The sequence below is a fragment of the Streptomyces sp. L-9-10 genome, assembly GCF_004151105.1.
Lineage (GTDB): Bacteria > Actinomycetota > Actinomycetes > Streptomycetales > Streptomycetaceae > Streptomyces.
The window spans coordinates 94,956-109,508 of sequence record NZ_PHRF01000023.1 but is presented as its reverse complement, the minus strand read 5'-3'; the positions used below and the strand labels follow the sequence as shown (position 1 = coordinate 109,508).

Below are 14,553 nucleotides of genomic sequence, written 5' to 3'. Positions count from 1 at the left end.
CTGCCGACAACACCGGTCAGGCGGTTGACGAGACGGCGACTTGGAGTGGGCCGATGAGAGCTGCGCACGCCCTGATGTCCTTCGATGCCGACCCACGGCACGTAGAGAACGCGCGCCGCGTGACGAAGGCCGTGCTCGGCAAGGCCGGCATCAGGGATCGCGACACGGTCGGGACGGTGCAGCTGCTGGTCAGCGAGATCGTGACCAACGCGATCGTCCACGGCAACGCCAACACCGTCTCGTTCCGGCTCACCTGCGACGTCGACGGCCAAGTGCTGATCGAGGTGGACGACCACTCCTCCGGCACCCCGGAGGTGCGGAAGGCAGCTCCGGACGACGAGGGCGGACGCGGCTTGCAGCTCGTCACCTTCCTCGCTGACGAGTGGGGCCGCAAGGGCACCTGCACCTGGTGCACACTCCCCACCGGAACCCGCTGATGCACTCACCCGCCGTCGCCGGCATGCACCGCTCCGAAGTACACCTCGCCCAGGAGTGGACACCGGTCCTGGACGCCAGGGGTCTGGCCCGCATCGCCAAGCTGCTGCGTGACGTGAAGCCGCTGGACGAGATCCTCGACGACATCGGTGATGTCCTTGCCGACCAGGACCCGCCCGAGGCCGAGTTCGAAGAGATCGCCGAGCGTCTGCAGGAGGGCCTGGCGAGACTCGTCACGATCGCCGGCGCAGCAAGGAACGACGACGCCCAGGTGGTCTGGCTCATCGAGCGGGCCCACACCCTGAACTTCGAGCAGTTGCCAGCCAACCACCGCCAGGCTCTGGGCTACCTGCGGCGGACGGCCGTAGTCGCCAACGACCTCCTGGAACGTCTCGCAGTGACCAACATCGTCAGACACGTCGCGTGACCGTAGCCCCCATCGCCTGCCGTAAACGGCCTCCTGCTGATCCGGCGGGGGCACCCCCATCACCGACTTCCCACCTCCCTTTCTCGAAAGGCATCTCGTGATTACCGATCAATCCGACCTCTCTTCGCTGGAGAGCGTCCTCGCCCAGGCGGTGCGCCGTGCCGGCGTCACGGGACGAGTCGAACTGCGTGAAACCAGCGACGGCGAGACCCTGCTGGAGCTGACGCCGCTCAGCAGGACGCGAGTGCCGTTCTCCCCGAACCCCGAGGAAGCCACGGCCTGGCTGCAGTCGGAGGATGTCGACGCGGCGGCCTGTTACGACGACGACGGGTATCTGGTGATCTCGCCGCGCTCGAAGGCCGGTGTCCACCGGCTGGTGGAGCGGTGGCTCGGGCCTTTCATCTACGCGGAGTCGGTGGGTGAGCAGCTGCGCGGCGCTCTCGCGCAACACGAGTTGAACGGGGAAGTGGCGGTCCTGGACGCATGCTCGGTTGATCTGGTGATCCAAGACTCCGACAACCTCGCGACGGCCGTACAGCTGGGCACAGTCCTGGGCGCCGACGACATCGCCAAAGGTCTCAAGCTGCACCGCCCCAGGGGCATGTCCAAACTGGCGGGCAGGATGCGGTTGCTGCTGACCGGGGTGGTGGGCCACGGAGTTGGCGTACTGGCCGAACCCGGCTGCGCGCACGCCGAGGACGAACTGCGCCTTCGCCTCACCGTCGACCAGACCCTGCGGCTCGCCGGACGGATCGTCGCAGAGCCCACCGTAGACAGTCGAGAGACCTCGTCTGCGAACTCGCCTCTGCCGAAGATCTCGCACAGGTGAATTCGACCACCTGCCAAGCCACCTATCACGCCCAGCTACCTGGCGTTGACCGCACTGTCGCGAGGCACCACTGCGTTGCCACTACTGCTGAGCGGGAGAAGTCCGGTTGGTGTCGGTGGAATCTCCTTAAGGGTGATGCCTGCGGGCTCACCAATCCGGCTTCCCGGACGAGGGCTTGGTGGTGGCCCAGGCGGATGAGCAGGTGAGTTAAGGTCCCCGCTCTACCACTCGGCGTAGCGCAAGAACTGCCAGCCCAGCACGGCAAGGGCAGCAGTCTGCACGAGGGAGACGATCAGAAGCAGATGATGGATGGTGTGCGAACTCCAAAAGGCGATCAGGCAGGTCATAGGTAATGCGAAAAACGTGAAGAGATCAACAGCGGATTGCAGGCGCTTGCGTGTAGTGCGGTTGGCGTCACTGCGGTGGTAGACCTCCCAGTCGAACACTGAGCCCCGGGCACCGCTGAGCTCAGCCAGTCGGGGCCCCAGTCGGTCGCGGATGTAGCGGCCGATCGCCGAGATTTTTTCGTCGTTGACCAGATAGGTCCAGCCCAGCACAAGGCAGATCACGGGTATAGCGAGCAAGAGTTGCGCGTGTCTGTTCTGGATGGTGATTGCCAGTACTGCGGTGGAAGCGGCGAGTGTGAAGTAGAGCAGGTTGTCGCGAAAGCCGATCCGAGACTTCTGCTCCTCCTTGATTCGGTCGTACTCAGCCAGCAGCAATTTACTCTCGGTTATGTCCTCCACGGGGGCCACGACACCTCTTCCGAAAATCTGGGCGGGGATCGTACACATACCCAACTCCCCTGCCCCTGAGCAGTGTTGTCGGACCCTAGGACTACGCTGTGATCCACGTCCCGGGTACATCGGTGCAGGATGTCGCGGTCGCTCGGGTAGGCAAGCCAGTCCCCGTGAGGTGCTAAGTGCGTTCGTCCAGCGGAAAGATCGTAATCTTCACCGCGCTGCCGCTGGAGTACCGAGCCGTCCGAGCGCGGGTTACAGACCCACAGCGGGTCGACCACGAGGCAGGGACGATCTTCGAGCGCGGCCGGATCCCGGGAACAACCTGGGAGGTGTACCTCGCTCAGGTTGGCCAAGGCAATCAGAGCGCAGCCATTCTCACTGAGCGCGCCATTCGCATGATTGGACCAGATGCCGTCTTCTTCGCGGGCATCGCTGGCGGCATGAAGCATGACATTGGGCTGGGCGACGTCGTTGTCGCGACCCGGGTCTTCGCCTACCACGGGGGAAAGCAGGAAGGAGCGTTCAAGACCCGGCCCGAGACGTGGCCGGCGTCGCACCGCCTTGAGCAGGCAGCCCGCTTCGCCGTGCTGGACCCGCTTTGGGCGAAGGCTCTATTGCCCCAAGGCCGGGAGACCCCCGAAGTCCACTTCAAGCCGATTGCCGCGGGCGAGGTGGTGGTGAACGCCCAGGCGTCCGCACTGCAGAACCTTTTGGACGAGCACTACAACGGCGTCGCTGCGATCGAGACGGAAGGGGCAGGCTTCGCAGGCGCCGCGTCCATGGCCGACCAGGTTCCGGCGCTGGTCATCCGGGGAGTCAGCGACCGGGCTGACGGCAGCAAGCAGCGAACGGACAGCGGCGGCTTCCAGCTCGCCGCCGCCGATAACGCTGCGGCCCTGCTTATCGCCGTCATCAAGTCACTGGCCTCGCCCGAAGCAGTGAAGTCCGAACTGCCCTCTTCACGTGCCGACATCGCCGGCACCCCTGTCATCGCTAGCGCTCTCGTCGGGCAGCGGCTCAACGAGCCTCTGCCTGTCGCCTGGCGCAGAAAGCTGCTGCCGACATGGTCCAGCGAGAGCGCCACAATGGAAGTTCACCTACTCCCGGAGGGGAGCCCACCGCTGCCCATGCGCCAGATGAAACAGCTCAAGGACCACCTCGTATCCCTGGGTCGATCGGAGGCTGTCTTCACGGCCACCGAGGAAGTGTCCAACGTCCTCGAAGCTGACTTCGCCGCTGCGTACGTCCGCGATCCGAGGCAGGGTCGCTGCGTCGGTCTGATGATCACTCGGTCTGGTCAGCGAAGCTGCTGGGAGTCGCTACCCCGACCCGGCAGCCTGCACATGCCAGTGCTCGACCCAAAACACACCCAGGAACGCATCGCTGACCTGCTTCGGCTACTGCTACGCCTCCACGACGGCCCGCAAACCCGATTCGCTCCCGCGCTTGCCATCGACCCCGCCGAGGTCCTGACCGTGATGACCTTGGACGCCGCCAGCGTCTCCAACCGCGCCGTCCTGGCACGCGGCGGACAGGGTGGCCCGGTGCAGATCTTGCCCGACGAAGTCTGGGACCCCGCGACCATCGGTGCTGCGGTGCCCACAATCGCCGAAGAGCTTACCTTGAGGCTCATGCACCATTTTCGGAGCCCGAACCAGCGGTCCTGAACCAGGCTTCCAGATCGCCCGGGCGCGCACCTGGGCAAGTAGATGGAAGCAAGACTGCACAGGCCACAGTGCTCTGCTGGCTGCCGTTGACCGATCGCCCATTCACCGCCGACGAGGCAGAGCGGGTGGCGTGGATGCTCACGGCGCTGGGTGCCCGGAAGCGAGACGGGAGGCGGGGTAAGGCTTTATCTTTCATCGAGGCCCATGTCTCCAGGCGAAACAGAGGAGCTTCTAATCAGGGTCGGAAATTCGCAAGAAGTGAAAACCTTGTACACGGGTGATAGATAGAAAGAATTAAACCGGGAGTGACGAATGCCTGTTCTTCCGCGATCGAATCGCTCCTACTACCAAGCCCAGGACTACCGATCCTCTACGACGAGACGGCACAACGAAGGTTCATGCCCAAAGGGGGCGAGCAGCGGATCCTCGACGCCTGCTGGCGACGGATTCAGACGTCGGTGAGGGTGGGTATCGTCGGCGGTCACATAATCGAGCCGTGCTGCACCGCGGGCGGCCAGATGACGCTGGCGGCGGGTGAGATGACACCGAGAACCAAGGCGATTACCGGCACGCTGGCACCTGCGAGCCGACCTGCGGGGGGAGAGGGATGAGCAGCCAGCAACTGCGGGAGAGGGACGACTGGGCGGCAAAGGCAGCGATCAGGTCCGCGTCGGTGTGAAGCGCCGGATCAGCCGCTCGCCAGGGGTGAGGGCTGCAGTGCAGGCGGAACTAGTCACGGCCCAGGACCAGCTTTCCGTCTTGTCAGTCCGACCGCCTAGTCTTGGTGCCTTGTAAATCGCCGCGCTCCGGAGCACGTCGGATGGGGATGCTCTGTGCCCAACGTTCATTCCACTCACCTGGTCGACCGGGCAGGGGTGTCCCGAGCCTCGTATCTGGTGTCCACTCAGCTGGGCTGGCTCTTCCGGGAACAGGAGACGAGCGACATCGGGGTCGATGCACACCTTGAGGTGGTTGACAACGCGAGCCTGACTCCTGGCAACGTCGGCTTGGGGACCGGTCGACTCCTTGCTGTGCAACTCAAGTCAGGGGCCAGTCAGTTCGCTTCCTCAAGAGAGGGTGGGTGGTGGTTCTACTGCGATACGCGCCATGTCGTGTATTGGCACAAGCACTCGCTCCCAGTCGTCATCATGCTGTTCAACCCCGCCACTGAGCAAATTTTTTGGCAGCATGTCAACGGCGAGACGCTAAAGCTCACCGGCCAGAACTACAAAATCTTCGTCCCTGAGACCCAGCAGTTGGACAGATCTTGCACCGAGGCGCTCAGCGCACCTGCACGACGACACCCCGAAGCGATTGGCTCCCCAACAAATACGAACAAGCGTGGGGAGAACAGGAGGAAATCCATCCGGCTCGCGGATTACGAGCTGGCGGGCTCCATCGATCTTCTCTTGGCGAGCACAGAGGAGGGTCCCGCCGGGGCGAATCCGCGCGACTTCCGGGCAGCGTTCGCAAACCGGCTCCGCTCTCTGTGGCGCCTGGCAGGTTCACCAAGCATGGAGCTCCTCTCCGCAAGGACAGGGTACGAAAAGGACAAGATCACTGCCTACTTGGATGGGACCAGCCTCGCGGGTCGCAGCCGAGTGGTGACGATCGTCAGCACCCTCATTGAGTATGCCCGAGACCGGGGTGCCGAAGTGCCCGACCACTTTCAGGACCTGCGAGCTTGGGAGCGGATGCAGCGGGTCGCAAAGAGGCCCGGGATGCAGAAGACTGTGAAGAACAAGGCGATTGCTGGATCTCTTAAGGCCAACTAGCACTCCAGGAAAACCAGATGGTCGGCTGGGTCACGAGGATGGTCTCCATGATGGCCGTCAGCAGCCGGTAGCACTTGGCGATCGTCGTCTCAGCCCCGGTGCTGTCCAGCCGCTCTGAGCGCCATACCCGCACCGGAGGAGCGGTGATCTCGTCAAGGCCCAGGTCTCCGAAGACCGGCAGGATGTGCAGGCATGGATTCCCCTGGTACAGCTTGTCCGCCGTAGCTGCCAACCGTCGTTCCGATCCCAGCGGAGCCCGTACTCCCTGAAGTTCACGGCCCCGGCATCCAGGTTCACGCAGCCACCGCGACGAACCCCCCTGTCTGCTGTCTGCCTCTCGGTCGGCCTCACCGGGCACGATGTCGAAGGCCGCCGCTGCTCGCGGCGGGGGCCGTTCGTAGGGTTCAGGCGTTCCTGATGGCCGCCCGCTCGCGAGTCTGATCGAGTCGGCCGCGACTCCCCCAGGCGAGACGATACGAAACCTCACGCACCCACTCGGCTCCACTGCTTGAGAAAGCAAACTTCAACGACACAGGACGCACTGACATCGGCGTCTCCCCGGCATCCGGCCGGCCGACTTGCCCGTGCTTCATTTCCGACGCGCCTGCCGCCGACGCGGAGCCTCTCGGAAACGGATGGCCGGGGCAGTGTTGCAAAATGCTTCGCGCCAGCACACCCTCACGCAGCACTTTGCACAGTATCGATCGTCGCACCAGCCAGGGCTGTCTGCTTTTCCGTCCAATCACGGGCCAGCCCCATCCCAGCCCTTCCCTGCGGTACACCAAGGTCAGAAACAGTCAATCCAATCGGCCCAGAAACGGCTGGCCGAGCGAGATATTGCCTGGCCAGAGCCCTGCGGTGCTCCAGAGCACCGCTGATTCCCAAGCTCAGAGCGCGAGTTCGATTCTCGTCACCCGCTCCACGACAAACCCCCAGGCCGATGGCCCGGGGGTTATTTGTTGTCTAGACCATTTCGAGGCCGCGCGCCATTCGCGTGCCATAGACTCGATCCACCCGCGTTCCGTAAAAGAACAGTGCGGCGGGCCCACTTGCGTGCCGACTGCGCGGCACTGGGCCGGTCGAGTGCTTGACGGGCATGGCGTCTTGCACGTAGGTCTCCGTTTCCTCGGCGGCGCCGGTCAGGCGGGGGTGCGATCCAGGAGCAGGGAATCCAGGAGCGCCGCGGTAGCCGCAGGGTCGGTGGTGTGGTGAATGGTATGGATACCCAGGGCCTCGGCCGGAGGCAGGTTCTCGGCGTGATCGTCGACGAACACGCACTCCGGACCCTCAAGCTCCAGTGCCTCCAGCGCACGCTGGTAGATGGTCGGCGACGGCTTCCGTACACCCTCCGGCTCCGACAAGATCACTGTCGAAGAAGTCGCGCCACATCCCCTTGTCCTCGTACGGGTTGTACGGCTCGATGCCGAACGAGTTGCTGAGCATGGCGACCTTGATGCCCGCCGCGCGGGCGCGCTGGGCTGACTCGACGATCTGAGGTTCCGGGTCGAGGTTGGCGAGTGCGCGCCGCATCAGGTCCGTCGGGTCAATGCCGAGGATGCCTCCGATAACACGGTTCCAGTCTTCCTGCGTGGCCTCCCCGACTTCCAGCGCCGAGTAGATCGCGACGCCCTCCGGGTGCTGCCCGAGCGCGTGGAAGTAGGCACCCGGGCTCAGTCCTTCGGACCTCTCGAACGCCTCGCCGTTCAGCCTCATGCGAGTGGTCAAAACGCCACCGAAGTCGAGAATCAGGCCACGGTATGGGGCAGGCAATTCATCCTCCATGTGGACTTGTTGATGCTGAAGCGGCCCAGCCACCGCAACGGCAGACGGACCGTTGGGGGCCCTCCCGGCGAGAGAACACCGCATCTTCGGTACCGCTCTGCTCCGGGCCTCTCTCACAGAAAGCAGACCTTGCTTCTCACGCCGTATGCCGACTGGTCAGGTGCTTTCCAGGAAGTCCCTCACGAGGGGGGTCGTATGTGCGGCGAGCTTGCTTTTGAGTCCCGTGAGGAGGCTGGTTCCGCGGGAGGAGGTGACGCCGCCGAGGGTTTTTATTGCCTGGTTGGCGGTGTGTACGGCGGCGTCGATGTCGCCGAGCGCGAGATGCGCGTCGGCTTCGCGGGTGAGGCGTAGAGCGGCTGTGCGCGGCGGGGGCTGGTCGTGTGTGCCGGTCTGGTGGGCGGTGGTGATGGCGGCGTGGTGGGTGAGGGCGCGGCGGGGGTCGCGGAGGTCGAGGGCGTTGGTGGCGGCCCAGCCGTGGAGTTCGTCGCGGTTGATCCAGTACACGGATGCGGGTTCGTCGTCCGGTGGGCCGGCGCGTTCGTAGGTGTCGAACATGGCGTGTTCGGCGCGCTGGCTGGCCAGGGTGTTTCCGGCGCGTGCGTGGGCGCGGGAGGCGCGTGCGTGGAGCACGGCGGTCATCCTGGGTGAGTCCGTTCGGGCAGCGTGACGGTGGGCGGCGTCCACGAGTTGGAGCGCGCCTTCGGGGTCGCCTGTGCTGTAGCGGAGCATGGCCCAGAAGCCGAGGGTGTTGGCGGTGATGACGGGGTCGGCCGCGCTCCCGGCGGAGCGCAGAGCGGCCAGGTAGTGGCGTTGGGCCTGTGCGGGGTGGCCGCAGTCGACGGCGCACCAGCCTGAGATACGTGATGCTACGGCGGCCGCGGCGAACAGGCGGCGGCCGGTGGTGGCGCTGTAGGAGGTGTTCTGGAGGGTGTGGGTGATCATCCGGCGTTCGGCGCAGGCGAGCGCGTATGTCTGGCCGGAGCCAATCTGATCGTCCAGGTGTCTGAGGGGGGCGAGGCGGTCCTCGATGAGGCGGGGGTGTGGTCGTTGATCAGGGGGCGCCGGTTGGAGGAGAGGACGGCGGTCGCCGGTGAGGCGGCGGCCCAGCTCGCCAGAAGGGCGGCCAGCGTGCCGCCGGTGATCACGAATTCCCTGCGTTCCATGTCGGCGGACCCTCCTACGAGTTCCAGTGCCTGGACGGTTCCGGATGGTGTCCATGGGGAGGCGAGCAGCGCACGGTCGTCTCTGAGCGCGAGCCGTAACCAATGTGGCCAGCCCAGCGCGTGGGCCTGGTCGAGGGGGACGCCGAGCATGTCGGCCATGGCGATGGTGGCGCGGCGGTCCGGCCGGCTACGGCCCTTCTTCCACCGGGAGATTTTCTCCGGGCGGCAGGCCATGGTTCCGAGGCCGAGGCGCTGGTGGTGGGCGGCCAGGCGGCGGACGAACGTGTTGCCGTCGCAGCGTTCCTGGTCGAGCACCAATTGCAGGAGGCCCCCGGCCCCGTCGTCCACGGCTGCGGCCACGCGCTCCTCCCCTTTTTATTGCGGGCGGGCTACGTGATGTGCACCCGCCGTTCCCAGTGTCCTGCCCCTCCTGCGGAACCGGTCAAGGTGCTTGCGCGAGAAGGCAATCGGAGGCAGACGGGCGCAACCGGAGGCAGGCGGGAGGTCGTTCCCTCGGCCCGTGTCCCAGGCTGACGATGTGTGACGCACGGCAAGCCGTGCCGTTCGCGGAGCCGAGTGCCGTGCGCCCCGCCGGGCGTTTTCCGCGCCCGCTACACCTCAGGAGGGATGAGAGATGGAGATCTCGAAGTCGCAGGCGGCTGCCCAGAGCAGCGCCCAGGAGGGCGAGACGGATGTCATGGAGGTGATCGAGCCATCCGCGGTCGTTCGAGATCTACGACGCCTACGCCGCCGGGAGGATCCAGGGGGACGATGAAGTCGCCGTCGGGCAGTCGACCGATGCCGACATGCACTCGGTGACCTGGCCCCTGGTCAATCTCCGCTATGTACTGAAGCTCGCCACTGCGGCCGGAGTCATCACACCGGACGCGTCCGCGGAGGTGCTCGGGGAACTGCGTGGCGTCTACTACCCGCACCGGTCACTGACGGCCGTCCTGGTCATCAGCCGCCGACGCGGAGCCGAGGAGTTCGCCCGGTGGCTCACCGCGCGCCTGGCTGAGGACCGGCACCTCGGCGATCTCAAACGGGCCGATGCCCTGCGGGCGCTGAAGACCGCACTGTCCCTCGCCGGCACGCCCGCGTCGCCGCCGTCCGCGCCGGTTTGGCGGACCCGCCATTTCCGCGCGTGGGCCAACATGTTCGCCGTGCAGACGGTCGAGGGCGTCCATCTGGCGACACGTCATCGGATCACCTATCAGCAGCTGTTCGATCCGCAGTTCAAAGGGCTGTGGTGGGACTACCTCAGCACGGCCGCGTCCAGGGCGGCGGGTCTGCCCCGCTCGCTGGCCTGCGCGGTGATCCGTCCGGAGACAGACCTGACGGACCAGGACACGGTGGCCCGGCTGCTGGCGCGCGAAACATCCGCCGACCGTGCCGCCGTCGCCCGGTACATCGCGCTCAACGAGGAGACGGCCCGATCACACCAGGGCTTCTTCCCGGACGCCATCAAGAACAGCGTGGCCCGCCGGATCCTCACCTCAGTCTGGTCCACGGAGGCGGATGACGCACTGGAGGACGAGTCCTGGGCCCGCGGATTCCAGGGTGCCCGTGATGCGGTGGACGCGGTCAAGGTGTTCGTGCTGGGGTTCTTACGCGATCAGGGGCTGGGGCGGTGAGCCGGATTGTCCTCGACGGCACGGTGCGCACCAGGACGCCGAGGGAAACGTGGCGGGCTCTGGAACCGGAGCTGGAGCGCCTCGGTATCTCCCGCGTAGCGTGCCTCACGGGTCTCGATCACCTCGGTATCCCGGTATGGACGGCGATCCGCCCGCACGCGCATACTCTCGTCACCTCCCAGGGCAAAGGCGCGAGCGACGAGCTGGCCAAGATCTCGGCCGTGCTGGAGAGCGCGGAACTGTGGCACGCCGAGCAGCTCCCGGCGACAGCACCCGCACGCGGCTCCTACCGCGACCTCGATCCGCCCTACCCGATGGCTCTCCTCCCGGTGAAGCTCGATCACGAAGGCCTCAAGGACATCGAGCTGGACTGGGTACCGGGGACGGGCTTGATCAGCGGTCAGGACGCCCTGGTCCCCGCTGGCCTGGCCCGGCGCCGCACACGGCGCGATGTCTCGCAGCCGGACCCTTTCCATGTCACGAGCAACGGCCTGGCCTGTGGGAACACGCTGAACGAAGCGATCCTGCACGGGCTGTTCGAGGTCGTCGAGCGGGACGTCCTGCACCGCGACCACGCGAGCGGAGGACGCCGCCGCACTCTGGTGGACCCGGTGAGCGTGGACGACCCGTACTGCCGGGAGCTGATCGGCCGGTTCCAGGCCGCCGGCATGTTCCTGGAGATCGCGCTCGTGGACAGCGACCATCAGATCCCCGTGTGCGCGGCCTACATCTGGTCGGAGGACTATCCGGTCCTTTTCGCCGGGTCCGGATGCCATCGCGATCCGCACATCGCGCTCTCCCGAGCGCTCACCGAAGCCGCCCAGTCCCGGCTGACCTGCATCGCCGGCACCCGCGACGACCTGGACTCCCACGAGAACGCCTTCGCCGCCCGCCCTCCGTCCCCCGAACCGGCCTGGCCGGGCACCGCCGACTGGAACACCCTCATCAGCCACTACGCCGCCGCCGAGCCGGACTTCACCCAGGAAACGGCGTCGGTGGCCCGCCCGGATCGCCTCCGTCACAGGCCACGAGCCCATCGCCGTCCCCCTGCACCAGTCCGACGCCTACGCCGGAGCGAAGGTCATCACCCCCGGGCTGGAGATGCGCATCATCCGCTCCATCCCCCGGCTAGGCAACCACCATGGGTGAGAGCCACCAGAGCCACCGGACCCCGACCGAGCAGCAGCTCGCAGCCGTATACGACGCCTTCCACGCGGCCAGAGCATCGACCACCCTGGTCGCACAGCTCTACGCCGAAGCCATGGGCGACGCCTACCCACATGAGCTGGAAGCCTCCAGCTCATGCGACTGGCCTCTGCTCGGGACCATGATCAGCCGACTGCGGCTGCGCCCCGGCCAGCGGCTCATCGACCTGGGATGCGGCACCGGGGGCGCAGGGCTGTGGCTGTCCCGCGCGCTGTCCGTGCACCTGGTCGGGGTCGACATCTCACCGACGGCGATCGCCCTGGCCACCCGACGAACTCCCGCATTCGTACCGCCCGGACAGGCCACCTTCCGCGTAGCGACCATAGAGGCCACCAGCCTCCCCGACGCGCGGGCCGACGGCATCGTCTGCATCGACGCCCTGGGATTCGCCCCCGACCGGATGGGCGCCCTCAGGGAGATGCGCCGGGTGCTGCGCCCCGGCGGCCGGGCTGTCCTCACCTCCGGTGGCCGCCGTACTGCCCCCGCGGCACCGGCCTGGTCGGACCGGGCCGCAGCAGCGGGCCTGGAGCTGGAGTCGGAGGAGGAGCGACCGGACGAACCGGCGATGTGGCACCGCCTCTACCAGCTGTGGACCGGACACGAAGCGGACCTGCGCCGCCACCTCGGCGACCAGCAGGCCGAAAGCATGCTCACCGAGGCCCGCACACATGCGCCGGCACTCGGAAACCGACGCTCCGTCACCGTTACGCTGAGGCGGCCCAGTATTGAGGACGCACCCTCAAGCGCCACGGCACGACAGAGCCGTTCCGGGGCATGAAACGAAAGGGAGGTACACCGGCCGATGCCGACTCGTGTGGCCGTCTACGGGGCCGGATCCTGGGGCACCGCTTTCTCCATGATCCTCGCCGACGCCGGGTGTGAAGTGTCGCTGTGGGGGCGGCGTGCCGAACTTGTCGACGCCATCAACAGCACCCGCAGCAATCCCGACTATCTTCCCGGCGTGACCCTCCCGAGCGGGATCACGGCGACGGCCGACGCGGCACAGGCCGCCGAGAACGCTGACTTCGCTGTCCTCAGCGTCACCGCGCAGACCCTGCGGGCCAACCTGACGAACTGGGCCCCCCTCCTCGCGCACGACACTGTCCTCGTCTCCCTGATGAAAGGCGTCGAGCTCAGCACGGCCTCGCTGATGAGTGAAGTCATCGCCGACGTCACAGGTGCCGGGCCAGAGCGGATCGCGGTCGTCACCGGCCCCAACCTCGCAGGCGAGATCATCCGCCGACAGCCCGCCGCCAGCGTCGTGGCATGCGCGGACATGAACGTCGCCGAACGACTCCAAGCCACCTGCCACACCCCGTACTTCCGCCCGTACACCACCACCGACGTCATCGGCTGCGAACTCGGCGGCGCGGTCAAGAACGTCATCGCCCTGGCCGTAGGCATCGCCGACGGCCACGGCCTCGGCAAGAACACTCAGGCCGCACTCATCACCCGGGGCCTGGCCGAAACCACCCGCCTCGCCCAGGCAATGGGCGCCGGCCCCCAGACCCTCGCCGGACTCGCCGGCATGGGCGACCTCGTCGCCACCTGCTCCTCACCCCTGTCCCGCAACCACACCTTCGGCGCCAACCTCGGCCGCGGCCTCACCCTCGCCGAAACCGTCGCGGTCACCAAGCAGACGGCCGAAGGCGTCACCTCCTGCCGGTCCGTCCTCGACCTCGCACGACGCCACGGCGTCGACATGCCACTGACCGAGACCGTCGTCGGCATCGTCCACGGCGGCACGCCACTACAGCAGGCCATCAAGGAACTCATGTCACGCTCAGCGAAACCTGAGCTTCACTGAGCCCCACGCACGGCCTGCCGGGACAGCGGTACGAGCACAGGGCCGACCACCGGCTTCCCGCGTTCGCCGGGAAGCCCTTCCCCACGATCAAGCCCGGCGCCGAGGCAGGTCGCCCAGCTCGCGCCCTCGAAGGGAAGATGCGCGGCGGACAGGCGCGCGATCTCGGCCGTATCGGGCACGGTGGGGGTCAGCGGAGCCATGTCGCCACCTGGTCCGTGGTGAGGATCTCGACCTGCCACGCGCGGGTGATCAGGTGGTTCCGGTTGCGGGCACCGAGGTTCGTGAGGAGTTCGCGGCCGTCCGCGCGTACGTCGTTGACCGGTCGGTTCAGCTCCGTTGCCATCTGCGCGAGCCCCATGCCCCGCGCGATCAGCGGGACAAGGGCGCGCTGTTCGCGCGGCAGGTACAGCGTCCCGGGGTCGAGCAGCGGCGGGTGCGGGATGGCCCTCGTGGCGTAGCCGACGGCGATGGCAGCGGGGGTTTCACTCACGCGATGCAGCTTGATCTTTGCCTGCCTCAGGTAGCTGGCAGCGGTCCCTTCGCGGATCTTGAGGTCCTGCGCGACCACGGCAAGCGTGTTGCCGGCGGCCAGGCCCTCAAGCACCTGCCGCTCTCGGGGCGCGAGGAAGGGGCGGCACACCGGCAGCCAGCTCCGTATCGAGGTCACCGACGACAACCCGGCTCCCGCCCAGACGGCATTGGTGACCAGTTCGGAGACGACAAGCCGCACGTCCTCCGCCAACTCGGCGGGTACGTGGCGGAGATGCCGGCCGTGGCTTTCGTTGGGTTCTTCGATGACCTTGCAGCCGTCCTCGACGGCGATCGGAACCAGGGCCGCCCATGACCAGCCAACAGAGCCGTAGAGGCCTTGATCCTCAACGCGCAGCGGCTCGGACGTCTGAAATCGCCGTTCTCCTGCGGGTACAGCTACGGATGCTCCCCCGCACCAAGTTGCGGTCGCTCAGGCCCGTCCGCTACTGAACTTGAACTCGTGATGTCGGTTGAATCGTGGTGAGGTCCTGATTCGAGAGAGCTGGACGCCGGCGTTCCGTGATCACGGGGGTGGCTCAGCCACCGACGCGCGG

General features: G+C 66.6%; 16 protein-coding genes. 9 read left to right on the top strand and 7 right to left on the bottom strand.

All coding sequences use genetic code 11. The annotated features are described in order from the left end of the window. Nucleotides 1-53 precede the first annotated feature (53 nt). The 3 genes from CU044_RS05170 to CU044_RS05160 all read left to right on the top strand — a co-directional run bounded on the left by CU044_RS05170 (nt 54) and on the right by CU044_RS05160 (nt 1,691). Nucleotides 54-437: an ATP-binding protein gene (locus tag CU044_RS05170; RefSeq protein ID WP_129767241.1), complete on the top strand. Its 384-nt coding sequence runs from the start codon at nt 54-56 to the stop codon at nt 435-437. After that, nucleotides 437-862, top strand: coding sequence for a DUF6415 family natural product biosynthesis protein (locus CU044_RS05165; RefSeq protein ID WP_240045361.1), 426 nt, complete (start codon nt 437-439; stop codon nt 860-862). Before CU044_RS05170 ends, CU044_RS05165 begins: the two co-directional genes overlap by 1 nt. Nucleotides 863-959: 97 nt before the next feature. Then, nucleotides 960-1,691 (top strand): hypothetical protein, encoded by a 732-nt coding sequence (locus CU044_RS05160; RefSeq protein ID WP_129767240.1) that lies wholly within the window; start codon nt 960-962, stop codon nt 1,689-1,691. Between the two features lie 221 nt (nt 1,692-1,912). On the opposite strand, the gene CU044_RS05155 is transcribed toward CU044_RS05160, so the two are convergent. After that, entirely contained in the window at nt 1,913-2,446 is a 534-nt protein-coding gene (locus CU044_RS05155) for a hypothetical protein (protein WP_240045360.1), read from the bottom strand. A 167-nt stretch (nt 2,447-2,613) separates the two neighbouring features. On the opposite strand from CU044_RS05155, the gene CU044_RS05150 reads away from it, so the two are divergent. Together CU044_RS05150 and CU044_RS05145 are read left to right on the top strand one after the other, a co-directional pair. After that, entirely contained in the window at nt 2,614-4,101 is a 1,488-nt protein-coding gene (locus CU044_RS05150) for a 5'-methylthioadenosine/S-adenosylhomocysteine nucleosidase (protein WP_129767238.1), read from the top strand. Nucleotides 4,102-4,934: 833 nt separating this feature from the next. Then, complete coding sequence (locus CU044_RS05145; RefSeq protein WP_129767237.1) at nt 4,935-5,876, top strand: DUF4365 domain-containing protein; 942 nt, start codon at nt 4,935-4,937, stop codon at nt 5,874-5,876. Between the two features lie 1,139 nt (nt 5,877-7,015). Here CU044_RS05145 and CU044_RS40150 read toward each other — a convergent pair. From CU044_RS40150 to CU044_RS05130, 4 genes are all read right to left on the bottom strand, one after another. Then, on the bottom strand, nt 7,016-7,243 hold the full coding sequence (locus tag CU044_RS40150) for an HAD-IA family hydrolase (RefSeq protein ID WP_345790116.1): 228 nt from the start codon (nt 7,241-7,243) through the stop codon (nt 7,016-7,018). Then, entirely contained in the window at nt 7,164-7,658 is a 495-nt protein-coding gene (locus tag CU044_RS05140) for a hypothetical protein (RefSeq protein WP_345790115.1), read from the bottom strand. Before CU044_RS05140 ends, CU044_RS40150 begins: the two co-directional genes overlap by 80 nt. A 156-nt stretch (nt 7,659-7,814) precedes the next feature. Then, nucleotides 7,815-8,600, bottom strand: a complete 786-nt coding sequence (locus CU044_RS05135) for a hypothetical protein (protein WP_129767236.1) — start codon at nt 8,598-8,600, stop codon at nt 7,815-7,817. Further along, nucleotides 8,597-9,181 carry a hypothetical protein gene (locus CU044_RS05130; protein ID WP_129767235.1) on the bottom strand — a complete coding sequence of 195 codons (585 nt, stop codon included), beginning with the start codon at nt 9,179-9,181 and terminating at the stop codon, nt 8,597-8,599. The genes CU044_RS05135 and CU044_RS05130 overlap by 4 nt, the downstream gene beginning before the upstream one ends. Nucleotides 9,182-9,552: 371 nt before the next feature. On the opposite strand from CU044_RS05130, the gene CU044_RS05125 reads away from it, so the two are divergent. From CU044_RS05125 to CU044_RS05110, 4 genes are read left to right on the top strand one after another with little or no spacing between them, the layout of a single operon-like run. Beyond that, nucleotides 9,553-10,455, top strand: coding sequence for a TfuA-like protein (locus CU044_RS05125; protein ID WP_129767234.1), 903 nt, complete (start codon nt 9,553-9,555; stop codon nt 10,453-10,455). Next, nucleotides 10,452-11,786, top strand: a complete 1,335-nt coding sequence (locus CU044_RS05120) for a YcaO-like family protein (RefSeq protein ID WP_240045359.1) — start codon at nt 10,452-10,454, stop codon at nt 11,784-11,786. The genes CU044_RS05125 and CU044_RS05120 overlap by 4 nt, the downstream gene beginning before the upstream one ends. Beyond that, nucleotides 11,783-12,439 (top strand): class I SAM-dependent methyltransferase, encoded by a 657-nt coding sequence (locus tag CU044_RS05115; RefSeq protein WP_240045358.1) that lies wholly within the window; start codon nt 11,783-11,785, stop codon nt 12,437-12,439. The genes CU044_RS05120 and CU044_RS05115 overlap by 4 nt, the downstream gene beginning before the upstream one ends. Nucleotides 12,440-12,463: 24 nt before the next feature. Then, nucleotides 12,464-13,468 (top strand): NAD(P)H-dependent glycerol-3-phosphate dehydrogenase, encoded by a 1,005-nt coding sequence (locus tag CU044_RS05110; protein WP_129767233.1) that lies wholly within the window; start codon nt 12,464-12,466, stop codon nt 13,466-13,468. Here the strand turns inward: CU044_RS05110 and CU044_RS05105 are convergent. Both CU044_RS05105 and CU044_RS05100 read right to left on the bottom strand, forming a co-directional pair. Beyond that, nucleotides 13,462-13,668 carry a hypothetical protein gene (locus CU044_RS05105; RefSeq protein ID WP_129767232.1) on the bottom strand — a complete coding sequence of 69 codons (207 nt, stop codon included), beginning with the start codon at nt 13,666-13,668 and terminating at the stop codon, nt 13,462-13,464. The genes CU044_RS05110 and CU044_RS05105 overlap by 7 nt on opposite strands. Further along, nucleotides 13,656-14,198 (bottom strand): LuxR C-terminal-related transcriptional regulator, encoded by a 543-nt coding sequence (locus CU044_RS05100; protein WP_240045357.1) that lies wholly within the window; start codon nt 14,196-14,198, stop codon nt 13,656-13,658. The genes CU044_RS05105 and CU044_RS05100 overlap by 13 nt, the downstream gene beginning before the upstream one ends. Between the last annotated feature and the right edge of the window lie 355 nt (nt 14,199-14,553).